The sequence below is a fragment of the Achromobacter seleniivolatilans genome, from assembly GCF_030864005.1.
Classification (GTDB): domain Bacteria; phylum Pseudomonadota; class Gammaproteobacteria; order Burkholderiales; family Burkholderiaceae_B; genus Achromobacter; species Achromobacter seleniivolatilans.
Map to the genome: position 1 here is coordinate 1,616,429 of NZ_CP132976.1, position 23,408 is coordinate 1,639,836.

Sequence of the window (23,408 nt, forward strand, 5' to 3'; positions counted from 1 at the left end):
AAAAATTGCGCCATTTTCACAGAGTTAGATTTATTTTGAAGAGGGCATCTAGGCCGACGCCGCCGTCAAGCTATACACCGACGCAGGCGGCAAGTTCATAGGAACAAACCTTGATCTGCGTGCCGACACGCCGCAAGCGGCCAGTACAGCCGGAGATATCGGGCAACGCACGCCATAGGTGAACAGGTGCATGGCGCCACCCGGACGCATGGCGCCGAACACGGCGGCGAGCAACTGCTGGTGGTGCGTCCCGCTCATGTTCCGTAACGGCAGACCGCAGATGGTCGTGCCGATTCCGTCCAGTTCGGGGTGGCTTTCGCGGGACAGTTCTTGCGCGGGCACTTGGAGCACGGTTGCTTCTGGAAACTGCTTGCGTAGGTCGCGGCTCATTTCTGTGTCCTGTTCAACCAGGACAAGGCTGGATGGATGGACGCCCCGCCGCAGCATTTCTCGCGTGAAGACGCCCGTGCCGCAACCCAGCTCCAACACTTTTCCCGCCCGGGGCTGGATGGACGCCGTAATGGCGGCCGCCAGCGCCGCGCCCGATGGCGCGACGGCGCCTATGGCGGCGGGATTGTTCAACAGTGCCTTGATGAACTGTTTTCGCTCTTGCAGCCAGCTCATTGACGCGCTGGATACCCGCTTGGGGTGCGCGACGGTCTTGCACGATGGCCTGAAATACATGGTGCTTCCAACTCCTGAGTGAGCGCTTTGTAATGCGGTAGGTTTTTTTAGATGACCATACCCGCACTAGACTGCCCACACCCAGAACCGGGCGTAATCACCCGTGTCAAAATGCACTCCACTCCCCTGCCCTGCGCTTCACCCGCTGCCTAGCGTACCGTCCTGATCAGACGAGCGATCTTCGAAATTCCGCCCGTGCCGCTGGCAGCGCGCCCGACAAGCGCGGTGCCGGCCGCCGTAAATAGAGCCCGGCGCAGGACGGTGCGCCCGCGCATGCCCGCCACCATCAGCAGTGCGCCCAGCCCAAACACAATCAGATGCTCGCCGGGGAAATCAGGGCGCGCGTCGTCGATGGCCTTCAATCGCTGACCTAGCGATTGCTGTTGCGCGTCGTCGCCCGCGCCGGTGTCTACCAATGAGTGCTTGGCGGTTCTTTTCATAGTGTGGCTCCCTTACTTGGCATAGGTGAACTCTGGCAGCGCCTTCAGGCTGTCTTTGGACGCATTCGGAAGCTGAAACTGATCCTCCACAACCTGGATGCTGGCTAATGGCACCGTTACCAAGTGCGTACCCACGCCCAGCAAGCCGCCAACGGACAGCACCGCATAGGGCTCCCACTCAGGCGGGCCAAGAATCAAATCGTCCACAGTGCCAATTTTTTCCTTATTGCCGTTGTAGACGGTGGCGCCGCTTATCTTCGACGCCCGGTAGCCCGCAGCAATTTTGGCCACATCAACGCGAACTTCGGTTACGGACTGCGGCGCACCCTGCGCCGCGGCAATAGGCACATTGGACATCACTCCCAACAGAACAGCCCATCCAATGGCGGCGGATTTCTCGATCATGGCGCGTCTCCTGGTGGCCGTTTGGCCGTTCGTAACGCCGGGTGGCGGTCCCGCTGCATCAGCAAGTTCCGGTCCCGCAGTGTGCTGAACGTGCAGCAGCGCGGAGCAACGGAACCGCTTATCGGGAATAAGAATTGCGGCTAGAGGAAAAAGCGCGTCCAGCACGGCGCAAGGACTCAACCCATGTTCAGAACGATAAATCGCGCCACTCGCGCCGCCGCCGACCTTCTGGATGAACAATTGGCGGACATGGTTTGGCCGGTAGTGCCCGGCCAGAGCTTGCGCGCGCTGGTGGACGCGGGATGCGACGCCTTGCCAATGCCAGGGTCAGGAGACACCTTGTCTCGCTGGAAGACCCTGGCCAAGGTTGGCGCGGCGGATCTGGGGCTGGCCAAGCTGTTCGAGGGTCATACCGATGCGCTGGCTATTCTTGCGGAACTGCATGGCGCCGCTGGCCCGCTGGCTGGCAGCCGCTGGGGGGTGTGGTGTGCCGAGCCGCCTCAGTATCGGGTCGGGATTACATGTTTAACGGATGGCCGAGTGGAACTCAACGGGATAAAGGCCTGGTGCTCTGGCGCGTTGGACCTGACGCATGCGCTTGTCAGCGGGTGGGACCGCGCGGGCCGCCCGTGTCTGGCTGCCCTGCACCTGGATCAGGCTGGCGTCACGATGATCGACCCGGGCTGGCATGCAGTGGGAATGCGAACCAGCGCCACAGTGAATGTGCGGTTTGATCGCGTATTTGGGACGCTGGTCGGAGCGCCAGGCGCCTACGTTGATCGACCGGGATTTCTGCATGGTGGCGCGGGGGTGGCTGCCTGCTGGTACGGTGGCGTCACCCGTGTTGCGCAGCGGCTGCGGCTGGCAGCCAGCGCGCCAAGCGGGCTGGAACATGTGGACCCCTTCCGATTAGCCCATTTGGGGGCCGCTGATACCGCGCTTGCCCAGGCTCGCGCCGTACTGCGCGAAGCTGCATCCGCTATTGATGCCGCGCCGGATGACGGCTGTGCGCTGGTCACCGCTAGAGCCAGGCTGGCCGTTGAAGCCGCGGCAGAGGAAGTGCTGCTGAGAGCAGCGCGCGCATTGGGCGCCGGTCCGATGTGCCAGGACGCCGCATTTGCCCAGGCCATGGCGGACTTACCGGTATTTATCCGGCAGAGCCACGCTGAACGTGATCAAGCGGCCCATGGCGCGCTGGTAGCGGCGCTTACGGAGCCGCCATGGATTCTGTAGACGGACATTTCGAGCGCTTGTATCAAAGCGGCGTAGACCCGTGGCGCGTGCGCGACGCTTGGTACGAGCAGCGCAAGCGCGAACTGATTCTGGCTGCGTTATGCAGGCAGCGCTACGCCCACGCCTTCGAAGCGGGTTGCGGCGAAGGCGATATGACCCTGCGGCTGGCACAGCGATGCACACAGGTCTGCGCAGTTGACGGATCACCGACCGCCGTACAGCGATGCCGTATCCGAGTCACAGCGCAACAAGAGAAAGGCGTCGAGGTGCTAGCTCTGCGACTGCCCAGCCAATGGCCGGACGCCCGGCAGAGTTTTGATCTGGCGATTGTCTCCGAGATTGCTTACTACTTTAACGACGCCGACCTGGCCGGATTTCTCAGGCGTCTTTGGCATTGCCTGCAACCAGGCGCAGAGGTGGTCGCCTGCCATTTTCGCCCCGCGTTTTCTGACCGCCGTCAGCACACCGACGCCATACACGAAGCGATTGCCCAAATGCCCGGCATGACTTTACTCGTCCATCACCTGGAAACGGAGTTCAGGCTGGATATCTGGCGCAAACAGCCGCCGCAGCAAGGACACGACGATGATCGGAATTTGCATTCCTGCCCATGATGAAGAGCGCCACATCGCCGCTTGCCTGAAGTCAGCCACCGCTGCGGCGCGCCATCCATTACTACAAGACGAACCCGTCCAGATTGTGGTGGTGCTGGATCAATGCCGCGACCGGACTGCCAAGCTGGCAGCAGCCTGGCCGGTGCGATGCCTGACAATCCGCGCGCGCAACGTCGGGATGGCCCGCGCCGTTGGCGCACAGCATCTGCTGACGGCCGGTGCGCGCTGGCTCGCTTTTACCGATGCCGACACGCGCGTGTCGCCGCGCTGGCTGGTGGATCAGTTGTCGCTGCAGGCCGATGTGGTCTGCGGCACTGTGGGCGTCACGGGCTGGGCCGCACATGGGTCGAACGCCAAAGCAGCCCGGCGCCACTTTGCCTTGCATTATCAGGACAAGGACGGGCACCGCCACGTGCATGGCGCCAACCTGGGTATTGCGGCGCCAGCCTACCGGCGCATTGGCGGCTTTGCCGCCTTGGCGTGCAGCGAAGATCAAGCGATTGTTGACCGTCTGCAACTGGACGGCTGCTGCATCGCCTGGAGCGCCCTGCCCAGGGTCACAACCAGCGCACGCCCCTATTCCCGCGTTGAAGGCGGCTTCGCAAGCGCGCTGCGCGAGTTCAATTCCAAGGTTTAGCGCACTGTTTTTTCAGAAATATCTGATGGTTCCCATGGGGCATTTGCCATACCTTCGTGCTGTCCTGGAAGACCGGTTGCTGGCATCAGAAACTCGGGCTCTCTCCTAATAACAATGCCGACTTTTCTTCAGGTCTGCGCCATCTCGGAGCCTGCGTTTACATGCCTCGCCTCTTTTCCAACTTGTCTTTGAAATCTCGTCTGGTCTTGGGATTCTCACTTGTACTGCTGATGATGTGCCTTTTGACCGCAATGGGAATCACCCGCGTCAATGCCATATCGAATTCGCTGACCACGATCGGCGATCTGAACAGTGTCAAGCAGCGCTATGCGATCAATTTCCGTGGCAGCGTCCATGACCGGGCGATCAGCCTGCGCGACGTGGTCTTGGCCCCGCAAGGACAAACCAGCACGTTCATCCAGGAAATTTCACAGTTGGCCGCTGCCTATGCGGAATCCGCCGTGCTGCTGGACAAGATGTTCGACAACGACAGCAATGTCTCAACTGAGGAAAGAAGAATCCTGGCCAGTATCAAGGACATCGAAGCGCACACGTTGCCGCTGATCGATCGGGTAATTGAGCTACGCAATTCAGGACGGCATGAAGCTGCCGTGAATCTCATGCTGGAGCAAGCGCGCCCCGCGTTCATTGAATGGCTGGCTCGCATCAACCAGTTCATTGATCTGCAAGAGCGTATGAATCAGGCGGAGTCTTCCAGCGCGCGTGAAGCCGCGGCGGGCTTTCAGACGTTCATGATCGCGATCACTTTGCTTAGCGCCGTTTTGGGAGTCTTGATTGTTAGCCTGACCATTCGTTCTATCCGGCGCGCTCTGGGTGCTGAACCCTATGAACTCAGCGCGATTGCATCGGGTATTGCAGGCGGCAATCTTCTGGTCAATATCGACACGAAAGCCGCACAGGCCGGAGGCGTCATCAGTTCTATCGCCCATATGCGAGACAGTCTCGCAAGCATTGTGTCTGATGTGCGTAAAGGCACGGAATCGATTGTCAATAATGCAGCCGCCCTGGTGGAGGGCAACCGGGATCTCAGCGCCAGAACAGAAGATCAAGCAGCATCCCTGCTACAGACCACGTCCTACATGGATGAGCTGACATCCATCGTGGACACGAACCGCCAGAACGTTGTACATGCCACGCATTTGGTTGAGTCGGCCTCCGAAGTTGCCGTGCGGGGCGGCGAGGTCATGGCAGAAGTCGTCGCCACGATGCGTAAGATCGACGCATCTTCCCAGCAGGTATCCGAAATTATCGGCGTGATAGACAGCATTGCTTTCCAGACCAACATTCTGGCACTGAACGCTGCCGTAGAAGCCGCCCGAGCAGGCGCCCAAGGACGCGGCTTTGCCGTTGTGGCGGCGGAAGTGCGTTCGTTGGCGCAGAGTTCAGCGGCAGCGGCCAAAGAAATCAAGATTCTTATCGGCGCGGCGGTGGAGAATACGCAAGCCGGACATACTTTGGCGGATCACGCTGGCACGACCATGCAGGAAGTCGTTGAAAGTGTGAAAACGGTGTCGAGCATCATGCGCGAAATCTCGGTGGCCAGTAACGAACAAAGCACTCGCATTGCCGGAGTGAATGAGGTCATCCGCGGCCTGGACCGGAACACGCGGGAAAATGCCGCACTTGCGGATGACGCCACCAGCCTGGCAGTTGCGGCAAGCGAACAGGCATCTCATTTGAGAACGCTGGTCGGCTTGTTCAATACGTCGGACATCAGCCATGCCGTTCGGCCAACGGCGTCATATGTTGAACACTATCCTGGCGTTGTCCAACACGAGCGGCTCATGCGATAGACGACGAGTGGATGCGAAGGCAACATCGCCATCAGTAAAACGTGCGGCCCGGCTCTGCATGCAGAGCCGGGCCGCAAGCTCGCCTTAGCCGTTGCGGCGGGCAGAAGACAAGCGTTGCACCACTTGCAGCAAGCGATCGATCTCGTCGTAGGTGTTGTAGAACGCCAGCGACGGCCGCACCGTGGTTTCCACGCCAAAGCGGCGCAAGATGGGTTGCGCGCAATGGTGGCCCGTGCGCACAGCGATGCCTTCATCGTTTAACGCCTGACCCACCTCTTCCGTGCTGTAGCCGGCCAGCACAAACGACATGACGCTGGCTTTCTCTGCCGCCGTTCCGATCAGCCGCACGCCCTTGATAGCGCCCAATCCGCGCATGCCGTAGACCAGCAGCTCGTGCTCGTAGCGGCCGATGTTTTCAATGCCCAATCGCGTCACGTAGTCCAGCGCCGCACCCAATCCGACGGCATCGGCGATATTGCCAGTACCGGCTTCGAACTTATTGGGTATGGGCTGGAATACCGTTTTCTCGAAAGTCACATCGGCAATCATGTTGCCCCCGCCTTGCCACGGCGGCATGTCTTCCAGCACCTCGCGCTTGGCCCAGACTGCGCCAATCCCAGTGGGTCCGAAGATCTTGTGGCCCGAGAACACGAAGAAATCAGCGCCCAGGTCTTGCACATCCACCCGCATATGCGATACCGACTGGGCGCCATCGACCAGCACGCGGGCGCCCGCCCGGTGCGCCAGGTCAACGATCTGCTTGATAGGCGTTACCGTGCCCAACGCATTCGAGACCTGCGTCACCGACACGATACGCGTGCGGTCATTGAGCAGCTTCTGGTATTCATCCAGCAGAATCTGGCCGCTGTCGTCGACGGGAATCACGCGCAGGCGTGCGCCTTTGGCGGCGGCCAATTGCTGCCAGGGCACGATGTTGGCGTGGTGTTCCAGGTTCGACACGATGATCTCATCGCCCTCACCCACGTGTTGCGCGCCCCAGCTTTTGGCGACCAGATTGATCGCTTCGGTGGTGCCGCGCACGAAAATCACTTCGTTCACGTCCGGCGCATTGATAAAGCGTCTGACCCGTTCACGCGCGCCTTCGTAGGCGTCCGTGGCGCGGGCAGCCAGTTCGTGCGCTGCGCGGTGAATGTTGGAGTTTTCGTGAGCGTAAAAATACGCAATGCGATCGATGACGCTTTGCGGCTTGTGCGTGGTTGCGGCGTTGTCGAACCACACCAGCTGGCGGCCGTTGACACGTTCCTGCAATACGGGAAAGTCGCGCCGCACCGCGTGCACATCAAATGGCGGACGCGCATCCGAACCTGCATGCGGCGCCGTGCGCGCATTGGGATGCGCTGGCGTCACATAGCCGCTGGGCAGCACCACGGCGTCCACGAAGTAGTATCGCGGGTCGCCGGCAGGCGCTGGATTGGAAGCGGGCTGGGGCGATGCGGCAGCGGGAGCCGAAGCAGGCAACGAATACCCCGCCAACTGATCACTGACGCGCGTTGCCCCCAGTACATTGGGGCTGTCTGCACTGCCTGCCAATGGTTGGCCGTGCGACGCATCCAGGAAATAGTACGGCGCAGCCGCGCGGGCCGAACCATCAGACGGGGCAACCACGGGCGCAATGCCCGTAGCACCCGATCCAAAGCGCGGTTCGTATGCAGGCACCGCCGTCACGACATTGTCCGGCAAGCCGTTACCGGCCTGCGCGTGCGGCAACAACGCTGGGGCGCGATGCGCCAGTGATGGCAATTGCGCGGGCGACGCGGGCACCAGGTTGGCTCCCGGCGCATAGCCTTGCGGAATCGGGGTCCCCGGCACGCTAGGGCCCAAGCCCGCAGGGCTGACCAGCGGCGAACCGGGCGGCGCGACATTCAAGGGCGCCTGCACCCCAGGGGGCACGGCCGCCGGCACATTACTCGCCACGCCCTGCCCTGGCAGCGCCGAGAAGAAGGCGTTGGCCAGGCGGGAAAGCTCACCCGGATCGATGGGCGCTTCCGGCGCGCCCGGCAAGCCGCCCAAGGCGGCAATCGGCACAGAGGAATCTGCAAGACTCATCGCGCGGCCTACTTGTAGGTATCGGGATAGTCGTGATATTTCCCGATCTCAACGTCATCCAGCACGGCCAGCGCGTCGTCGGCCAACAAAGCCAGCGAGCAATACAACGAGATCAGGTAGGAAGCGATTGCATGGTTGTTAATGCCCATGAACCGCACGGACAGACCCGGGCTTTGCTCGCCGGGCAAACCGGGCTGATACAGACCGACCACACCCTGACGCTTGTCGCCCACGCGCAGCAGCAGAATCTTGGTCTTACCATCGGCCACCGGCACCTTGTCCGAAGGAATCAGCGGAATGCCGCGCCACGTGATGAACTGCGATCCGAACAGGCTGACGGTAGGCGGCGGCGTGCCGCGGCGCGTGGCTTCGCGGCCAAAGGCGGCAATGGCCAACGGATGCGTCAGGAAGAAAGCGGGTTCCTTCCAAACCTTGGTCAGCAGTTCGTCCAGATCGTCGGGCGTGGGCGCACCGGTCAGCGGGAAAATGCGCTGCTCTTCGGTCACCTGCGACAACAAACCGTAATCGGGATTGTTGATCAGCTCGCTTTCCTGATTTTCCTTGATCGTTTCGATCGTCAGGCGCAGTTGTTCCTTGATCTGGTCATGCGGGCTGCTGTAGAGATCAGAGATGCGGGTATGCACGTCCAACACGGTGCTGACGGCGTTCAGGAAGTACTCGCGCGGATTCTCTTCGTAGTCGACGAAGGTGCGCGGCAGCTGGTTTTCGGCCTCGCGCGCCGTGCATGTGACTTTGATGTTTTCGGGATTCTTGACTTTGTTCAGGCGGTAGATGCCTGCTTCCACCGGCACCCATTGCAGCAAATGGGTCAGCCAACGGGGGCTGATGGTGGATAGTTGCGGAACGGTTTTGGTGGCGTTGGCTAACTGCCTTGCGCCGTTGTCGCCCAGTGCGACGGTCCCGCCTACGGTGGCACTCATATGAATCTCCGAAATAAACAAATAATCAAAATGACTGAACCGAAGTCTGCGCGCCGCCCAACCGAGCGACAACAGGCTATCGCCATCATTCGGGGTTGAATCTTCCGCATTGCGCCAACAGGCTTGCCGCATCCAATTGCAGCGCAGTGGCGAGCTTGTGTACGGTCACGATTGACGCAACGACGCGCGCGCGCTCGATCTCGCCCACATAGGAACGGTCCAGATCGGAACGCTCCGCCAATTGTTCCTGTGACCAGCCCTGGGTTTCGCGCAGCGCTCGCACGGTGCGGCCAAACACCTTCACGACGTCTTGGCTCATCCAGCAGGCTCCTGCTCGGCCACCGGCTGTTCTCGCTGGCGTTGTGTGCTGCGGGGGCCGGCTTGGGTCACGGCGGCGCCCGCGGCGACGTCTTCAGTGATCCAGACATTGCCGCCAATGACGGCGCCCCGTCCCAGCGTCACGCGGCCCAGGATGGTGGCCCCGGCATAGATGACGACATCGTCTTCCACGATGGGATGGCGGGCCACGCCTTTTTCCAGATTGCCATCCGCATCCGTGACAAAGCGTTTTGCGCCTAGTGTCACGGCTTGGTAAATACGCACGCGCCGCCCGATACGCGCGGTTTCGCCAATGACGACGCCCGTGCCGTGATCAATGAAACAGCCCGGGCCGATCTGCGCGCCGGGGTGGATGTCGATGCCCGTTTCGCCATGCGCGATTTCGGCCGCAATGCGCGCCAGCAGCGGAAGTTCCAGCAAATAGAGCTGATGGGCCAGCCGGTGATGGATCAGCGCGTGTATGCCGGGATAGCAGAGCAGCACTTCGTCCACGCTGCGCGCGGCCGGATCGCCCTGATACGCCGCCAGCACATCACTATCCAGCAGACGCCGCACGTCAGGCAAGGCGGCCGCGAAGCTGCGCACGACCAGCGCCGCCCGTTCATCCACGCTGGCATCATCCGGCGCATAGCGCCGCAGTTCCAGACGCGCTTGTTCCAGCAGGCTCCGCAAGGCGGCATCCAGCGTGTAACCCACGTAGAAGTTTTCGCTCTCGTGGCGCATGTCCACGGGGCCCAGCCGCATGGGAAAAAGCGCGCGCTTGAACTTATCGAAGATATCGGCCAACGCTTCGCGGGAGGGAAACTCGCGCTCACCCGGTTCGCGGGTGCGTTGTTGGGAAGTTCTCCATTCGGCCCGGATGCCTTCCAGCGCCCGCACCACGCCATCCAGATCGAATACCGCCATATCAGTCCTGAACCCAGGGCAAACCACGGTGGCGCCAACCGTCGTTCAATCCACGGTGTTGATTGGCGTCGATCTCGCCTTCAAATCCCTCAAAGACGTTGAAGACAGACGAGAAGCCGGCCTTGGCTGCCGCTTCGGCTGCCAGGGCGGAACGCTTGCCGCTGCGGCACAGCAGCAGAACGACTGCGTCTTTACCGCCAGCGCTCGCGACTTTGGCTTCCAGTTCGCGCACAAAGCGCGGATTGCGCGTCAGGCTGGTTCCGGTCGCCCACGGCACATGCACCGTACCGGGAATGTGGCCGACAAACTTGCGTTCTTCGGCCGAGCGCACGTCCACCAATACGGCTGCGCCGTTTTGGGCAAGCGTCCAGGCGTCGTCCGGCGAGACGCCGCCTGAATACGGCAGATGCTGTTCCAGCGCCCGGGCGCGTGCTTGTTCCAGGGTTGCGGGCAAGACCCGTTCAGATACGGCGGCTTCGGTGGTGTCGTAGCTCATGGTGGAAGGGGCTCCAAACAAGGGATCGCGGCAAGGGCGACAGAACCCACAATCTAGGCCCAAAGCCGCGAAATCCAAATGAATAAAAAGTCGGAAATTAACAACCGCTGGTTGTGTAGCCGCCCTGCCCGCTTGCTCGCAGGCTTACTTGCGGGCCAGGGATTGTTCGTACGGGCCGGCGTCCAGCGCGCCCGCAGGCAAATCACCCTTCAGCGTGCCGTTGTCTTTGAAAATCTGGAATTCGCGCTTGAGCGTTTCCAGGTCGGCGGCGTTGAGCGACACGCGGTAGTTCTCATCCCACAAGTCTGCAAACACCTGTGCATCCGCCTGCGGCAGATTGGCCGCCTTTTGCACCGCGCTGACTACTTGGGCGGGATTGGACTTGCCGTACTCCAGCGCTTGGCGCAAGGCCACGATCGCTCGCACCACCGCATCAGGATTCTTTTGCAGGTACTCCGCCCGCACTACGCCGACCGCGTTGTACGGCACGCTATCGCCCTTGGTCAGCGTCTTCCACTGTTCGCCGAACGTCGACAAGGTGCGAACTTTCAGATCTTTCAATTGCGCTGTGGTCACGTTGCGCAGCGCGGCGGCATCCACTTCTTTTTGCGCCAGGAACTGCACCAGCCGCGGCTCGTTGCCGGGGACCAGCGTGAACTCGTTCTCTTTGATGCCATGGTTGCCCGCAAGCACCGCATTGGCGATGGTGGCAGTGGAGCTGCCCGCTGGCGACATGCCGATCTTCTTGCCCTTCAGGTCGGCAAGCGATTTGATCGGCGAGTCTTCCAGTACTACGAACGACACGTTCGATGGCTGAGTCGCCAGAATGATCTTGACGGGCACGCCGTCGGTGGCCAGGGCGAAAGCGCCCGCGGCGGGTGAACCGAACGCCAGATCAATCGCGTTGGCCGCGATGGCGCGGGTAGGTCCATTGACGTCCGAAAAATGTACGTACTCCACCTCCAGTCCTTGATCCTTGAAGAAACTGCCGGCCTCAAGGACAGCGCCGTAACCCAGTGTCAGACCGCTGGGCCAGTAACCAACGCGGATCTTCTCGGCCTGTGCGGGCGACGCCGCCACCGTGCCAGCAAGCAGCGTCAGCGCCGCGGCGCGTTTGATAAGTTGCAGGATGTTCATGTGTGCTCCGATAGAGAACCGCGCGATGTCATAGACCGCGCGGCATTGAGTGATAAGAAGGGTCAATGTGGTCCAACCTGCGCAGCAAGGCTTGCCACAGGCGCGGTCCGCTGCGGCTCGCAGCGCGGTCAAAGGTTGCCGCCGCCCGTTCGATGGCGTCGAGCGCAGGCACGGCGACGGCTTGGCCCGTTGCCTGTATCTGCAACTGCGCCCGGCAGGCGAATTCCAGAAAGAACATCAATTCAAACGCCTCGCCCACGGTCGCCCCGCAGGTCAGCAGCCCGTGGTTGCGCAGCATCAACGCCTTGTGCGGCCCCAGATCGCGCACCAGACGGTTGCGCTCATCCAGATCCACGGCCACCCCTTCATAGGCGTGGTAGCCAATCCGGTTATGAAAGCGGGCCGCATGTTGCGTGTACGGCAATAAGCCGTCGCGCAAGGAGGACACCGCCACGCCAGCCAGCGTATGGGTATGCATGACGCACACCGCGTCCGGCCGCGCCTGATGCACGGCCGAATGAATCACAAAGCCCGCCCGGTTGATGCCCAGCCCGCTCGGGTCGTCCAGTAATTCGCCATCTGGCCCGACTGTGACGAGGTTGTCCGCCCGAATCTCTTCAAACAGCAGGCCGAACGGGTTGATCAGGAATTGATCGTCCGCGCCCGGCAGACGCGCCGAAATGTGCGTGTAGATCAGGTCCGTCATGCCATACAGGGCAGCCAGCCGATGGCAGGCCGCCAGATCAGCGCGCATTTGAGCCCGGGCGGAATCAAGTGGGGGCTCAACTGCGGGCTTGAGTATCTGCGCCACCGGCAGCCTCCCAGAAAACGATCTTGCGATGCAGCCAGCGCACGCTTTGCGCGCCTGTGATGCCAAACGCCGCCAGCAGAATGACCCCGGCGAACATGGTGCTGACATTCAGATTGACGGCTGCGGACCCGATCAGATATCCCAGTCCGGCCTCGGACGACACCAGCTCGCCCACAACAGTGCCTATCAGCGCCAGCGACACGCCAATCTGCAAGCCGGCAAAAATGTCGCCCGCAGCGGCAGGCAGCTTCACGTGGCGAAAGATGTACCAGCGCGATGCCGAAAATGCCCGGCACGCGTCCACCAGATCCGGGTCCACACGGCGGATGCCGACGATGGTGTTGATGAACAGCGGGAAAAAGCAGATCAGAACGACCAGCACCACTTTGGACGCCAAGCCAAACCCGAACCAGACAAGAATCAACGGCGCCAATGCCACCTTGGGCGTGGCCTGGATGGCGACCAGCAAGGGATACACAAACTTCTCAAAGGTGCGGGACTCGGCCAGCACCGCGCCCAGCACCAACGCCAGCACACTGCCTATGGCATAACCGATGACGGTTGCAGACACCGTATAGCCGATATGGCGCCAGATGGTGCCGTCCTGAAACACGGATACCAGCGCGCTGAACACGGCGCCCGGCGTCGTCAGGATGTAGTCGGGAACTTGGAAGAATTTGACGGATAGATGCCAGGCCAGCAGCACGACAAGCAGCGTGGCCAAGGGATACAGGACAGAAGTCAGTCTTTGCATGATTCAGCTGATGAAGTGGCGGCGCAGGTGATCGGTGGCCGCCACGAATGCCGGTTCTGCCAGCGTCGCCAATGAGCGCGGGCGGGCGATATCCACGTGATAGTCCTCAACCACCCTGCCCGGCCGCGCCGACATGACCAGAACGCGGTCGGACAGCAAGACGGCTTCGGGAATGCTGTGAGTAATGAACAACACGGATTTACGGTCGCGCATCCAGATACGCTGCAATTCCAGCGTCAAGGCCTCTCGCGTCATGGCATCCAGCGCCGCAAAGGGTTCGTCCATCAGCAGCAGTTTGGGATCGCGTTGCAGCATCCGGGCCAGGCCGACCCGCTGCTGCATGCCGCCCGACAACTCGTTGGGATAGTTATCGGCAAAGTCCCGCAAACCCACAACTTCCAGCAGTTCGCGGGCGCGCTGCCGAGCCGACGGGCCGTCTTCACCGAGCGTCTGGCTGGGCAGCAGCACGTTGTCCAACACGGTCCGCCACGGCAGCAAGGTCGGTTTCTGAAACGCCACGCCTATGTCGCGGTTTGGTCCATCGACCGGAGTTCCCGCGACTTCGATGCGGCCACGGGTGGGCGAAAGCAGTCCCGCAGCGAGCTTGAGCAAGGTGGACTTGCCGCAGCCAGACGGCCCCAGAATCGTCACGAACTCGCCCTCGCCCACGCGCAGATCCACGTCGCTCAACGCGTCGATGCTACCCCGCCGCGTCTGGTAGGACACGGACACGGCCTGCGCCTGCAACAAGGGCGTAGCCGTCATTGCGCCGCCTTGGCCTGAGCACGTACGGCAGCAGCGTCAAAGCTGCTGAACTGCGGCACCAGTTGGTTGCTGAAGATCTTTTCCACCGGGATGGCATCGGTATTGAATTCGCCAGCGGCGTGCATGGCGCCCACAAATGAACGGATCACGGGCAAATCGAACTCGCCCGCCACGCGGTCGCTGCCGTCCGGACGGCGCAATGTGCTGTCCATACGCTTTTTCACCAGCACGATGGCCTCGTCCAGGTTCTTCTGGTAGTCGCCGTCTTTAGGCTTGGCCTCGGGCTGGTACTTCCAGAACGTCTCTGCGCATAGACGCGGGTTGGCGTCGCACGCCAGCACCGCCTTGGTGTAAGCGCGGCCGAAGCGGGCCAGCAGGTCCGGCTGGTCACGCAGGGTGTCTTCATGCGCGATAAAGCCGTTGCTGTTGATCTTCTGGAATATGGGCGGGTACGGCAGGCGGCGCACCTTGGTACCGGTCAGTTCCAGCATGGCCGTCCAGGAACTGTTGAAGTTCAGGGCATCGACCCTGCCCTCTTTCAGCGCCAGAAAACCCGATCCCAGCACGCCTACCGCCACGATATCCACGTCTTTGCCCGGCACCAGCGATTCCTGGCGCAACAACGCGCGGGTGGAGGGAATCGTGCCCCAGGTCAACGCGCCCACGCCGATCTTCTTACCCTTCAGATCCTTGATCGTCTTGATCGGTCCATCCGCCAGCACGGCAAGTTCCAGCTCGTTGGACGGAATGGTGTTGTAGAAGTAGCGCACGGGCAACGGCGTCTTGCCGGTCTCGTAGCTGGCAAGCACGGGTTCTGGCAGCGGCAAACCTATAGTGACTTTCTTGGACGCCACTTGCGGCAGCAAAGCGCCTGCGCCCTGGAACACGATAGTTTTTACCTCGATGTTTTCCTGGTCGAAATAACCCAGGTCTTTGCCCAGGCCATAGACGCCGCCGCTGGCAACCGTCAAGGGGATGCCCAGCGCCACGGTGACCGCGTCTGCGGCATGCGCGGCCGACGCGGCGGACAGCGCCAAGGCGGCCACGCTTGCGCGGGCCAGAGTGCGAGAGGTCTTCTTCATTGCGAGTATCCGTGGGTAAACAATCAGGGAAAAATCAAACATGGAGGGTCGGCGCCTCGTTCAGGCCAACGCGCCTGTTTCGCGCAGCGCGTCCACGGCTTGCTGCTTGAGCAAGTTGCGGTCGACTTTATTGGTGGAGGCCAGAGGCAGCGCGTCTAGAAACCAGACACGGCGCGGGTGTTGATAGGCAGGCGCGTGGGCCAGCACATGCTGTTTGACGGCGTCTTCCGTCAAGCCGCTTGCGGCGGCGGGCACGACAAACGCCACGGGTTTGTGGCCCTTGATGTCATCCGGCACCGGCACAACGCAAGCCTGTTGCACGCCGGGTAGCGTCTCCAGCACCTTCTCGACTTCGCCGGGAAAGATGTTTTCGCCGCCCGAGACGAACATATCGTCGTCGCGGCCAACGAAGTAATAGAAGCCCTGCGCGTCGCGGCGCAGCACATCGCCCGTGACGTAATACCCGTCAGGCGTAATCGCTGCGCGGATATCGGGGCGATTGTGATAACCCAGCATGATGCCGGGGCTTTTCACGTGCAACACGCCCTGTTCGGCCTGCGCGCCCTCGGCATTGACCAGCCGCACCTGCACTTGGGGATGCGCGTAGCCGATGGACATATCGGGCTGCGCCACGCCATCGGGATGCGGGCCGAAGGTCACTGGGCCGGCTTCTGTCGTGCCATAGGAATTAATGACGCGCGCTTGGGGCAAGGCATGACGGATGGCGGCTTGCAGGGCTTCGCTTACCGGTGCGGAACCCATGCGCACCACTTGCACACTGCTCAGGTCGGCATCGGCCAGCAGGTCTTGTTCACGCAGCACCATTGCCATCATGGGCGGCACCGAGGTCAGCCATGTGGGCCGATACCGTGCAATCGCCTCGATGTAGGGGCGCGCCTTGAATTGCGGCAGCAACACAATCGTCGCTTGTCCCGCGATCGCCAACTGGCACAGGGCCAGCGCGTTCATGTGATACATCGGCGCGGCGATCAGATACCGCTCGCCAGCCAGACTTTGCCCGTCAAGCCGGGTCTTTACCACCCACAAATGGCTCTGGTGCGACAGCATCACACCCTTGGGTTTTCCTGTGGAACCCGATGTGTACAAAAAGAACGCGGGCTCGTCTGGCTCGGGTGTGACCGTTTGGAACGGCCCCGGATTCAGCAACGCGTCAAACCCGCTATCACCCTGGCCGCCAAACTCCACGACGGGCAGGCCATCGGGCGCCTGAGCGCGGCGCGCCGTGTCGCAGAACACCAGCTTTGCGCCGCTGTCCTGGATGACGAAGTCGGACAAAGCACGCGGAAACTTGTAGTTGACGGGCACGACCACCAGACCAGCGCGTTGCGCGCCCAGCAGCACGGCCAGGTACTGCGCGCTGTTGGCCGCCAGCACCGCGATCCGGTCTCCGCGCAGCAGGCCACGGTTCAACAGACCGCGCGCCACCGCGTCCGAAAGGCTGCTCAGCTCACCCGAAGTCAGCCGGGTTTCGTTCAGGTCGTCGTCCAGAGCGATCACAGCCAATTCGGCGGGGTCGCCATCCGGTGGCGCCAGATTGCCCAAGTTATAGGAGTGGAACTTGCGCTCAGTGCTCATAAACAAAATCCAGCAAGGTGTTCAGTCCAGGCAAGGCCACGGCCAGACCGCTTTCGCCATCGCGCTGCCACGACTGGCTGCGCACCTGCTCACCCAGCGCGGCAACGTGGCGCTGCAAGGCCTCGGGCTTGCCAGCGCGCAGCACGATGGCGCCAAAGAAGCTGTCCCGGCCCAGGCTGTCGCAGCCCAGGTCGTCGTAACGCCGCGCATAGGCTTCCGGGTCCAGAAGCGTCACCGAGAATCCCGGGCTGGGAATGGAAAAACCTTCCGCTCCCAAATGCACCTGTCCGAACGCGGCCTGCGCATAGGCCAAGGCATCGGACGGCGCGCGCGAGGACACCAGCGTCAAACCGGCGAGCCCCAAGACGCCGTTGGCGTGGGCCTGCCATTCAGGGCGCCATACCAGTTCGGGCGTCAGGTGCTGGCAGTAATAGACACGCCCGGCTTCAAATGCGCCCGGTGTGTAGCGCACGGTGCGAAAGCTCGCCTCGTGCCAGGCGCCGTCCAACTCCAGCGGCCGGGTGAACGCATGCAAGGGCGCAACCGATGCCCCGGCCTTGGACAGCGCCGCATGAACGTCGTCGGCCGAGGCGGGTTTGTAGACCAGCCCGTCGATGCCGCCTGGGTTGTCCAGAATTTCCTGGCGCAAGGTGCCCCCATCGGTCGGCAAGCCTATCAATTCCAGATAGTCGTCCTGGAACACCATCAAGTGGTTGACGGACCCGAAAGCGTGGCGGCCTTGCGGCGTCAGCGTGAAACCCAGCCCTCCAAACAGGCGCGCGGCCTCATCGGTGTCGAAACGGGTGTTGACCACAAGATGGTCCAGCGGCAAAGCGTTCTGCATGACGGATGCCTTCAGGCCTTGGGCGGCGTGGTCAGATAGACGCCCCGCCCGCTGGCCAGCAACACGCCTTGCGCGTCTTCAATGCGCGCCTCGGCTACCGACAGCTGCTTGCCGGCCTTGACGACCTTGCCGCGGATGGTCAGGTCGCCCTGAATTGCCGGGCGGTGATAGTCCACGCGCAAATCCACCGTGGGCACGCCGCGCCCGGTATACGACACCAGCGCCCAATCGGCGGTCAGGTCGATCAGCGCGGCAAGTATGCCGCCATGGGTGTAGGGGTTGTCGGGGTTGACCGACCATTCTTCGCGCCACGTGGCTTGCAACGTGATTTCGCCTTCGCCCACGGACAGCACTTTCAGGCCCAGCCACTGGTGATAGGGGCTGCGCAGCAAGCGGGTCTGGATCTCGGCGGCAACGGGCAGGTTTTGTTCAGACATGTTCGATTTTCCGGGTCAGGTTCAAGGAGCAACGATGATCTTGCCGATGACCTTGCGGTCACGGATGGCAGCCAGCCCTAAGGCTGCTTCTTCCAGCGGCACCACGCGGTCAATCAACGGCGCGATATCTCCGCGATCGACCAGGTCCAGCAGCGCGCGCAGGTCGTCGTCGTAGAAACTGTTGGAGCCCTTCACGGTCAGTTCAAAGCTCCAGATGTAGCGCAGGTCTTCCTTCGGGTCGTAACCGGCGGTGGCCCCGCAGGTCAGCAGCAGGCCGCCCCGGCGAATGCAGCGCAGCGAGGGCACCCAGGTGTCTCCACCGGTAAAGTTCACCACCACATCAACGCCGCCTTCGGTGCCGCGCCGTTGCGGCTTGCCATATTGCTGAATGGCCCATTTGGAGAAGTCGGTTTCGCGATAATCAACCACGTGATCAGCGCCGATCTCTCGCAGGCGGGCCAGTTTGTCCGCGCCGCTTGCGCAGGCGATCACTTCCGCACCCAGCCGTTTTGCCAGGATGACGCTGGCCGTGCCCACGCCGCCGCTTGCGCCCAGGATCAGCACGCGGTCGCCAGGCTGCACCGTGCGATGCGTAACCAGCATGCGATGGGCAGTGCCGTAAGCCACGGGCAAGGCGGCGGCTTGCGCGTAGGTAACGTTGGCGGGCAACGGCAGCAACTGCGCGGCCGACACCAGGCAGTACTGCGCCATGCCGCCGTCCAGCATTTCGCCCATCAGGCCTTTCTCGCGATTCAGCGGATTGACCAAGACGCGATCACCCGCCTTCCAGCCGGTCACATCCGAGCCGACCTCGGCGATATCGCCCGCCAGATCCAGGCCAATCACCACGGGCAACGGCACTTTGATACCGGGCATGCCCTGGACTGTGAATACGTCGTGATAGTTGAACGAAGAGGCGCGCACGCGCACCAGCACGTGGCCGGGAATCACCTGCGGCACAGGCTTGTCTTCGACGACCGACAGTTGGTCCAGGTCGCCGTGCGCGTTGAGCACCAGCGCCTTCATGGTTTGGGACATACGATTGAATCCGTGAATGAAAAGAGAAAATCTAAGAAGTCAGTCCGCTGCCGCGCGGCGCCAGCGGAACAGATAGGTTTCCAGCGGCTTGAGCACGCAGAACTCGATCAGCATCATCAGTACGATCAGCGTGATGGTCCAGGCGAAGACCTGATCCGTTTGCACCAGATCGGCCGCCTGACGCAGCCGGTAGCCCACGCCATTGGATGCGCCGATGGTTTCCGCCACGAGCGACACGCGCCAGCCAAAGCCGAAGGCCAGCCGCGCGCCCGAGAAGAAATCGGGCAGGATGGTGGGCACATAAATCTTGCGCAGAATCCGCAGGGGCGACATGCGAAAGCTGTGCGCCAGCTCGACCAGGTCGGCGCGCACGGAGCGCGCGCCCTGCCAGACGTTGGTCAGGATCAGCGGCAACGCCGTCATGAACACCACAAAGATGGTGGTGGCGTTCGAGATACCGAACCAGATGATCGCGAAAATTGCCCAGATCGCTGACGAAATGGTGTTGGTCACGGCCAGGACCGGTTCGAAGAACTCGCCCAGCTTGCGGCGGCTGCCAAACAGCAGCCCCAGCGCCGTGCCGGCCACGGCCGCGAGCGAAAACCCGGCGATTACCCGCCAGAACGTCACGCCCAGGTCGCGCCAAAATGTATCGCTAGCCAACAAGCGGCCCAAGGCGTCAGCCACGCGGGCCGGTCCCGGCAGGATGTAAGCCGGCACGCCGCGCGCGGCAAACGCCCATGCGGCCAGCAACAGCGCGGCGAGCAACAGGCGCTTGCCGGCGTTGCCGCCCATGACGCGCCAGAGCGAGGTGCGCTCGCTGGTAATGGAAGACTGAGTCATACCTACACCAGCACGCGAAGTTGACGGATCAGTTCGGCAACCTCGACCTGTGCCGGCACACGCGGGCGCGCCAGCGTCACCGGCGCGATCTCCCGGATACGGCCGGGCCGCGGTTGCAGGATCACCACCTGATCGGCCAGCACGATCGCTTCTTCGACGTCATGCGTCACAAAGACGACAGTCATGTTACGGCTGGCCTGAATAGCCAGCAGTTCCGCATGCATCTGCGCACGGGTGCCCGGGTCCAGCTTGGAAAAGGGTTCGTCCAGCAACAGGATGCGCGGCTCGTTGACCAGGCTGCGCGCCAAGGCAACCCGGCTGCGCATGCCGCCAGAGAGTTCGTGGGGATAGGCTTTCTCGAAACCGGTCAGGCCCACAGCGACCAGCGCTTGAAGCGCTCGCGTCTGACGCTGCGACCGGGGCAGCGTTCCCGCTTCCAGACCGAAGCAGACGTTGTCGCGCGCAGTACGCCAAGGCAACAAGCGGTCGTCCTGAAACAGGTATCCCACCGCGCGCCAATCGGTGTAGGCCGCCGTGCTGGCGCCTTCAACCAGAATGGCCCCTTCGTCCGGGTGGGCCAGCCCGGCGATCAGATTCAGCAGCGTGCTCTTGCCGCAACCCGATGCGCCCAGAATGGCCACAACCTGCCCGTGGGGTATATCCAGATTGATTTCGTCCAGCACATGCAGCGGCGCGTCATTGCGGCGTGCAAAGCGCTTGGACACGTTTCTTAGCGAAATGGCGGCAGGAGTCGCTTGAAGGCTGGGCGAAGTGCGGTGAGCGTGATGAATGTCGGACAGATCGGTCATGAAGGGCTTTGTTAGCGATGCTGTCCACACCGACACTACGGCGTAACAACAACATGCCTTGCAGCTTATGCGTCGCGCACATGCTTCGGAACTACCGATTTCCCATCTGCTAATTGCGGCTCGTCCTTAGCCGGAAAACAAGTAACGCTATGCGAAAAGCTTCCTTGGAGACGGCGTCATCAGCGCCTAAGTTCGATGGCCTTCGCTGTTGTTTTCGGAAAACGCATCCTATGACTGCCCGCATTGCCATCCACCCCGCCGTCGCATTGATCGACGTTCCGCGCGCCATTACGCTGTCTGGTTTCGCCGCGCACACTCCCGTCACGCTCACGCTGACCTCGAAACAGGCCGACGGACAGGTCTGGCGCAGCCGCAACGTGTATCTGTTGGATGCCAATGGCGCGATTGATGTTGCGCAGCAGGCGCCAGAGTCTGGCGCTTATGCAGGCGTGGACGGTCAAGGACCGTTCTGGTCTCAATCCGTTCTGTTGACGGACGATGCCGACGCCGCGCTGTTGCTCGCGCCAGCGGGCGCGGACGGCGCGATTCACACACTGGCGTCCGCCACCGACGGCCACGGCAACCATGCGTCGGCGCGTATTGAACAGCACTACGCCGCACCCGGCGCCGTCCGGCAGGAACTGCGTCAAGATGGTCTGGTTGGCACGCTATACCTTCCGGCTGGCCCTGGCCCCCACCCTGCCATCGTTGTGCTCAACGGCTCGGGCGGCGGCATCAATGATGCGCGCGCCGCCCTGTTCGCCTCGCATGGTTACGCGGCGCTTGCGTTGGGCTATTTTGGTGCGCCCGGTCTGCCCGACTATCTTTCGGGCATTCCATTGGAGTACTTCGAACGAGCGCTGCAATGGTTGCGCCACACGGTCAAGCCGGCCGGAGATTTTGTTGCGGTCAGCGGCCATTCACGCGGCGGCGAACTGGCGCTGTTGCTGGGCAGCCTTTACCCTCGCGCCGTATCGGCGGTGATTGCCTATGTGCCCAGCTCGGTCGTGCACGGCGTACTGAACGCAGGCAAACCCGGCGAAGGCCGCTTCAAACCCGCCTGGACGCAAGGCGGCCAAGCGCTTGCGCACGTTTGGGAACAAAATGCTGCGCAAGACTGGAGCCTTGTTGACGCCCTGCCCGAGCCGCGCCGCCAGGCCCAAGCCTTTGTGCAGGCCCAGCAGGATGAAACGGCTGTCGCCCGAGCCCGGATTCCCGTCGAACGCATTGCTGGGCCTGTCCTGCTGCTATCGGCGGGCGATGACGGTTATTGGCCGTCGACGCAATATGCGCGTGACGTGGCCCAGGCGTTGAAGGCGGCAGATCACCCGCACGCCGTTGAACACCACGATTACCCCCAGGCCGGGCATGCTTTGCAAGCGCCGCACGTGCCAACCACCGAGCTCGCGCGGGCGCATGCGGTGTCCGGGGTCGTGCTGACAGGCGGCGGCGACGCCGCAGCGAATGCTCGCGCCAATGTGGATTCCTGGGAAACCGTGCACCGCTTCTTGTCCAACGCGGTGGCTCAACACACGCCGCTGGCCGTCGCACATGCCGGATAAGACTGCGGGCGGTGCGCTGGCCGGCCTGACCGTCATTGAAATGGAAGGTATCGGCCCGGCGCCGCTGGCAGCAATGCTGCTGGCGGACATGGGCGCCACGGTGCTGCGCATTCAACGGCGCGAGCCGGTGGAACAAGGCATTCAGCGTGATCTGCGCTTCAACCTGCTATTGCGTAACCGTACGACGATAGCACTGGACCTTAAGCAGCCAGATGCCGTCACCCTGGTGCTGGATTTGCTGGAAAACGCCGATGTGTTGATCGAGGGCTTCCGGCCCGGCGTCATGGAACGTCTGGGCTTGGGTCCTGACGTTTGCCTGGCGCGCAACCCGCGCCTGATTTTCGGCCGGGTGACGGGCTGGGGTCAGGACGGGCCGTTGGCGCAGTCTGCTGGACACGACATCAACTACTTGGCGCTGACAGGCGCACTGGACGCGATAGGCCGCCAAGGTCAGCCGCCAACGCCGCCGCTGGCGCTATTGGGCGACTTTGCGGGAGGTGGACTGTATTTGGCGCTGGGCATTCTGGCCGCATTGCTGGAACGTACGCGCAGCGGCCAGGGTCAGGTCATTGATGCAGCCATGGTGGATGGCGTGGCCTCGCTGTCCACCGCCTTCTTCGGTTTGGCCGCAGCAGGCGTCTGGCGCGCCGAACGGGGCGTTAATCTGATCGATTCAGGCGCGCCCTTCTACGACGTGTACGCCTGCCGGGATGGCCGCTATGTGTCCGTCGGCCCGTTGGAACGCAAGTTCTTCGAAAAGCTGCTGGCCTTGCTGGACCTGCCGCCAGCACTAGTGCAACAGCAGTCAGACCGTGCGCAATGGCCCGCCTTGCGGCAGCACCTATCGACAGCATTTGCTCAACGCACGCGTGATGAATGGTGCGCGCTGCTGGAAGGAACGGACGCCTGCTTCGCGCCCGTACTTAGCTTTGAAGAAGCGCCGGCGCACGCCCATATGCAGGCACGTGGCACGTTTATTGAGATCGACGGCGTGTCACAGCCCGCAGCGGCGCCACGCTTTAGCCGCAGCGCAGCCCCGCCGATAAGCCCGGTGGCGCAGCCCTTGCGGGGCACGGCGGCATTGGTGGCGCTAAGTCAGTGGCTGTCGCCCGCGCAAGTGGACCGCGCCCAGTCGCTCGGCTTGCTGGGCTAGT

General features: G+C 62.3%; 25 protein-coding genes. 6 read left to right on the plus strand and 19 right to left on the minus strand.

The features are described 5' to 3' along the window. Positions 1 to 48: 48 nt before the first annotated feature. The 3 genes from RAS12_RS07235 to RAS12_RS07245 form a co-directional block, all read right to left on the minus strand. Complete coding sequence (locus tag RAS12_RS07235) at positions 49 to 684, minus strand: class I SAM-dependent methyltransferase (protein ID WP_306946716.1); 636 nt, start codon at positions 682 to 684, stop codon at positions 49 to 51. A gap of 149 nt (positions 685 to 833) precedes the next feature. Then, a complete protein-coding gene (locus RAS12_RS07240; protein WP_306946718.1) occupies positions 834 to 1,124 on the minus strand; it encodes a hypothetical protein in 291 nt (96 codons plus the stop codon). Between the two features lie 12 nt (positions 1,125 to 1,136). Further along, positions 1,137 to 1,529: a PRC-barrel domain-containing protein gene (locus RAS12_RS07245; RefSeq protein WP_306946720.1), complete on the minus strand. Its 393-nt coding sequence runs from the start codon at positions 1,527 to 1,529 to the stop codon at positions 1,137 to 1,139. Between the two features lie 183 nt (positions 1,530 to 1,712). Between RAS12_RS07245 and RAS12_RS07250 the strand changes: the two genes are divergently transcribed. The 4 genes from RAS12_RS07250 to RAS12_RS07265 all read left to right on the plus strand — a co-directional run bounded on the left by RAS12_RS07250 (position 1,713) and on the right by RAS12_RS07265 (position 5,827). Beyond that, on the plus strand, positions 1,713 to 2,762 hold the full coding sequence (locus tag RAS12_RS07250) for an acyl-CoA dehydrogenase family protein (RefSeq protein WP_306946722.1): 1,050 nt from the start codon (positions 1,713 to 1,715) through the stop codon (positions 2,760 to 2,762). After that, on the plus strand, positions 2,750 to 3,376 hold the full coding sequence (locus tag RAS12_RS07255) for a class I SAM-dependent DNA methyltransferase (protein ID WP_306946724.1): 627 nt from the start codon (positions 2,750 to 2,752) through the stop codon (positions 3,374 to 3,376). Before RAS12_RS07250 ends, RAS12_RS07255 begins: the two co-directional genes overlap by 13 nt. Further along, complete coding sequence (locus tag RAS12_RS07260; RefSeq protein ID WP_306946726.1) at positions 3,348 to 4,013, plus strand: glycosyltransferase family 2 protein; 666 nt, start codon at positions 3,348 to 3,350, stop codon at positions 4,011 to 4,013. Before RAS12_RS07255 ends, RAS12_RS07260 begins: the two co-directional genes overlap by 29 nt. Before the next feature lie 161 nt (positions 4,014 to 4,174). Beyond that, positions 4,175 to 5,827: a methyl-accepting chemotaxis protein gene (locus RAS12_RS07265; protein ID WP_306946729.1), complete on the plus strand. Its 1,653-nt coding sequence runs from the start codon at positions 4,175 to 4,177 to the stop codon at positions 5,825 to 5,827. Positions 5,828 to 5,911: 84 nt separating this feature from the next. On the opposite strand, the gene RAS12_RS07270 is transcribed toward RAS12_RS07265, so the two are convergent. The 16 genes from RAS12_RS07270 to RAS12_RS07345 all read right to left on the minus strand — a co-directional run bounded on the left by RAS12_RS07270 (position 5,912) and on the right by RAS12_RS07345 (position 20,692). After that, positions 5,912 to 7,894: a family 2A encapsulin nanocompartment cargo protein cysteine desulfurase gene (locus RAS12_RS07270; RefSeq protein WP_306946731.1), complete on the minus strand. Its 1,983-nt coding sequence runs from the start codon at positions 7,892 to 7,894 to the stop codon at positions 5,912 to 5,914. An 8-nt stretch (positions 7,895 to 7,902) separates the two neighbouring features. Then, on the minus strand, positions 7,903 to 8,835 hold the full coding sequence (locus tag RAS12_RS07275) for a family 2A encapsulin nanocompartment shell protein (protein WP_306946733.1): 933 nt from the start codon (positions 8,833 to 8,835) through the stop codon (positions 7,903 to 7,905). Positions 8,836 to 8,920: 85 nt separating this feature from the next. Beyond that, entirely contained in the window at positions 8,921 to 9,154 is a 234-nt protein-coding gene (locus RAS12_RS07280) for a helix-turn-helix domain-containing protein (protein ID WP_306946734.1), read from the minus strand. Then, positions 9,151 to 10,080 (minus strand): serine O-acetyltransferase EpsC, encoded by a 930-nt coding sequence (gene epsC / locus RAS12_RS07285; RefSeq protein ID WP_306946736.1) that lies wholly within the window; start codon positions 10,078 to 10,080, stop codon positions 9,151 to 9,153. Before epsC ends, RAS12_RS07280 begins: the two co-directional genes overlap by 4 nt. Position 10,081: 1 nt before the next feature. Next, positions 10,082 to 10,576, minus strand: a complete 495-nt coding sequence (locus RAS12_RS07290) for a rhodanese-like domain-containing protein (protein WP_306946738.1) — start codon at positions 10,574 to 10,576, stop codon at positions 10,082 to 10,084. Positions 10,577 to 10,720: 144 nt separating this feature from the next. Continuing rightward, positions 10,721 to 11,713, minus strand: a complete 993-nt coding sequence (locus RAS12_RS07295; protein ID WP_306946741.1) for an ABC transporter substrate-binding protein — start codon at positions 11,711 to 11,713, stop codon at positions 10,721 to 10,723. 28 nt (positions 11,714 to 11,741) lie between these two features. Beyond that, positions 11,742 to 12,524 (minus strand): class II aldolase/adducin family protein, encoded by a 783-nt coding sequence (locus tag RAS12_RS07300; RefSeq protein ID WP_306946743.1) that lies wholly within the window; start codon positions 12,522 to 12,524, stop codon positions 11,742 to 11,744. Continuing rightward, a complete protein-coding gene (locus RAS12_RS07305) occupies positions 12,496 to 13,278 on the minus strand; it encodes an ABC transporter permease (RefSeq protein ID WP_306946745.1) in 783 nt (260 codons plus the stop codon). The genes RAS12_RS07300 and RAS12_RS07305 overlap by 29 nt, the downstream gene beginning before the upstream one ends. A 3-nt stretch (positions 13,279 to 13,281) precedes the next feature. Next, the gene (locus RAS12_RS07310; protein WP_306946748.1) at positions 13,282 to 14,043 is read right to left on the minus strand and encodes an ABC transporter ATP-binding protein; all 762 of its coding nucleotides are present in this window, start codon (positions 14,041 to 14,043) and stop codon (positions 13,282 to 13,284) included. Continuing rightward, positions 14,040 to 15,125 (minus strand): ABC transporter substrate-binding protein, encoded by a 1,086-nt coding sequence (locus RAS12_RS07315; protein WP_306946751.1) that lies wholly within the window; start codon positions 15,123 to 15,125, stop codon positions 14,040 to 14,042. Before RAS12_RS07315 ends, RAS12_RS07310 begins: the two co-directional genes overlap by 4 nt. A 60-nt stretch (positions 15,126 to 15,185) precedes the next feature. Beyond that, positions 15,186 to 16,721 carry a class I adenylate-forming enzyme family protein gene (locus RAS12_RS07320; RefSeq protein ID WP_306946753.1) on the minus strand — a complete coding sequence of 512 codons (1,536 nt, stop codon included), beginning with the start codon at positions 16,719 to 16,721 and terminating at the stop codon, positions 15,186 to 15,188. Next, positions 16,711 to 17,565 (minus strand): VOC family protein, encoded by an 855-nt coding sequence (locus tag RAS12_RS07325; protein ID WP_306946756.1) that lies wholly within the window; start codon positions 17,563 to 17,565, stop codon positions 16,711 to 16,713. The genes RAS12_RS07320 and RAS12_RS07325 overlap by 11 nt, the downstream gene beginning before the upstream one ends. An 11-nt stretch (positions 17,566 to 17,576) precedes the next feature. After that, positions 17,577 to 18,002, minus strand: a complete 426-nt coding sequence (locus tag RAS12_RS07330; protein WP_306946759.1) for a PaaI family thioesterase — start codon at positions 18,000 to 18,002, stop codon at positions 17,577 to 17,579. 21 nt (positions 18,003 to 18,023) lie between these two features. Beyond that, positions 18,024 to 19,028: a zinc-binding dehydrogenase gene (locus RAS12_RS07335; RefSeq protein ID WP_306951343.1), complete on the minus strand. Its 1,005-nt coding sequence runs from the start codon at positions 19,026 to 19,028 to the stop codon at positions 18,024 to 18,026. Between the two features lie 51 nt (positions 19,029 to 19,079). Beyond that, positions 19,080 to 19,883, minus strand: a complete 804-nt coding sequence (locus RAS12_RS07340; protein WP_306946762.1) for an ABC transporter permease — start codon at positions 19,881 to 19,883, stop codon at positions 19,080 to 19,082. A 2-nt stretch (positions 19,884 to 19,885) separates the two neighbouring features. Next, on the minus strand, positions 19,886 to 20,692 hold the full coding sequence (locus tag RAS12_RS07345; protein WP_306946764.1) for an ABC transporter ATP-binding protein: 807 nt from the start codon (positions 20,690 to 20,692) through the stop codon (positions 19,886 to 19,888). Between the two features lie 230 nt (positions 20,693 to 20,922). Here RAS12_RS07345 and RAS12_RS07350 point away from each other — a divergent pair, with 230 nt between their 5' ends. Together RAS12_RS07350 and RAS12_RS07355 are read left to right on the plus strand one after the other, a co-directional pair. After that, complete coding sequence (locus RAS12_RS07350) at positions 20,923 to 22,254, plus strand: acyl-CoA thioester hydrolase/BAAT C-terminal domain-containing protein (RefSeq protein ID WP_306946766.1); 1,332 nt, start codon at positions 20,923 to 20,925, stop codon at positions 22,252 to 22,254. Then, on the plus strand, positions 22,244 to 23,407 hold the full coding sequence (locus tag RAS12_RS07355) for a CaiB/BaiF CoA transferase family protein (protein WP_306946768.1): 1,164 nt from the start codon (positions 22,244 to 22,246) through the stop codon (positions 23,405 to 23,407). Before RAS12_RS07350 ends, RAS12_RS07355 begins: the two co-directional genes overlap by 11 nt. Position 23,408: the final 1 nt, after the last annotated feature.

Coding starts and splice junctions, on each gene's coding strand:
- RAS12_RS07235 (WP_306946716.1), bottom strand. CDS start 684: ATGTATTTCAGGCCATCGTGCAAGACCGTCGCGCACCCCAAGCGGGTA.
- RAS12_RS07240 (WP_306946718.1), bottom strand. CDS start 1,124: ATGAAAAGAACCGCCAAGCACTCATTGGTAGACACCGGCGCGGGCGAC.
- RAS12_RS07245 (WP_306946720.1), bottom strand. CDS start 1,529: ATGATCGAGAAATCCGCCGCCATTGGATGGGCTGTTCTGTTGGGAGTG.
- RAS12_RS07250 (WP_306946722.1), top strand. CDS start 1,713: ATGTTCAGAACGATAAATCGCGCCACTCGCGCCGCCGCCGACCTTCTG.
- RAS12_RS07255 (WP_306946724.1), top strand. CDS start 2,750: ATGGATTCTGTAGACGGACATTTCGAGCGCTTGTATCAAAGCGGCGTA.
- RAS12_RS07260 (WP_306946726.1), top strand. CDS start 3,348: ATGATCGGAATTTGCATTCCTGCCCATGATGAAGAGCGCCACATCGCC.
- RAS12_RS07265 (WP_306946729.1), top strand. CDS start 4,175: ATGCCTCGCCTCTTTTCCAACTTGTCTTTGAAATCTCGTCTGGTCTTG.
- RAS12_RS07270 (WP_306946731.1), bottom strand. CDS start 7,894: ATGAGTCTTGCAGATTCCTCTGTGCCGATTGCCGCCTTGGGCGGCTTG.
- RAS12_RS07275 (WP_306946733.1), bottom strand. CDS start 8,835: ATGAGTGCCACCGTAGGCGGGACCGTCGCACTGGGCGACAACGGCGCA.
- RAS12_RS07280 (WP_306946734.1), bottom strand. CDS start 9,154: ATGAGCCAAGACGTCGTGAAGGTGTTTGGCCGCACCGTGCGAGCGCTG.
- epsC (WP_306946736.1), bottom strand. CDS start 10,080: ATGGCGGTATTCGATCTGGATGGCGTGGTGCGGGCGCTGGAAGGCATC.
- RAS12_RS07290 (WP_306946738.1), bottom strand. CDS start 10,576: ATGAGCTACGACACCACCGAAGCCGCCGTATCTGAACGGGTCTTGCCC.
- RAS12_RS07295 (WP_306946741.1), bottom strand. CDS start 11,713: ATGAACATCCTGCAACTTATCAAACGCGCCGCGGCGCTGACGCTGCTT.
- RAS12_RS07305 (WP_306946745.1), bottom strand. CDS start 13,278: ATGCAAAGACTGACTTCTGTCCTGTATCCCTTGGCCACGCTGCTTGTC.
- RAS12_RS07310 (WP_306946748.1), bottom strand. CDS start 14,043: ATGACGGCTACGCCCTTGTTGCAGGCGCAGGCCGTGTCCGTGTCCTAC.
- RAS12_RS07315 (WP_306946751.1), bottom strand. CDS start 15,125: ATGAAGAAGACCTCTCGCACTCTGGCCCGCGCAAGCGTGGCCGCCTTG.
- RAS12_RS07320 (WP_306946753.1), bottom strand. CDS start 16,721: ATGAGCACTGAGCGCAAGTTCCACTCCTATAACTTGGGCAATCTGGCG.
- RAS12_RS07325 (WP_306946756.1), bottom strand. CDS start 17,565: ATGCAGAACGCTTTGCCGCTGGACCATCTTGTGGTCAACACCCGTTTC.
- RAS12_RS07330 (WP_306946759.1), bottom strand. CDS start 18,002: ATGTCTGAACAAAACCTGCCCGTTGCCGCCGAGATCCAGACCCGCTTG.
- RAS12_RS07335 (WP_306951343.1), bottom strand. CDS start 19,028: ATGAAGGCGCTGGTGCTCAACGCGCACGGCGACCTGGACCAACTGTCG.
- RAS12_RS07340 (WP_306946762.1), bottom strand. CDS start 19,883: ATGACTCAGTCTTCCATTACCAGCGAGCGCACCTCGCTCTGGCGCGTC.
- RAS12_RS07345 (WP_306946764.1), bottom strand. CDS start 20,692: ATGACCGATCTGTCCGACATTCATCACGCTCACCGCACTTCGCCCAGC.
- RAS12_RS07350 (WP_306946766.1), top strand. CDS start 20,923: ATGACTGCCCGCATTGCCATCCACCCCGCCGTCGCATTGATCGACGTT.
- RAS12_RS07355 (WP_306946768.1), top strand. CDS start 22,244: ATGCCGGATAAGACTGCGGGCGGTGCGCTGGCCGGCCTGACCGTCATT.